Raw genomic sequence first — 245 nt, forward strand, 5'->3', positions numbered from 1 at the left:
CGTTAATAAGAGTGCCGTTGACCATTTCCTTGAGCACGCTGGCTCGGCCACGCGTGGAATCGACCTCGAGCCCGGACGCCTGGTATGAGGGACACATCACCCCGCCAGGGGCGGTAGGGGCGATGCACTTGCCCACCCCGGTACAGCGATGAACGTCGGCGGCGAATTCAGGGTGGGAAATGGTCATGGGGGAAAGAGCCGATTCGTGGGTCCTTATATTGGCCTCCACCGGCGCAGGATTCACC

Annotated in this window: 1 protein-coding gene; it reads right to left on the reverse strand. The window is 61.6% G+C overall.

The window, feature by feature from the left end:
• Positions 1-187 (reverse strand): hypothetical protein (locus tag MTCD1_RS23805; protein ID WP_235013415.1); only part of this gene is annotated, 187 nt, incomplete at its 3' end.
• Between the last annotated feature and the right edge of the window lie 58 nt (positions 188-245).

The organism is Colwellia marinimaniae (assembly GCF_002207865.1).
Taxonomy (GTDB): domain Bacteria; phylum Pseudomonadota; class Gammaproteobacteria; order Enterobacterales; family Alteromonadaceae; genus Colwellia; species Colwellia marinimaniae.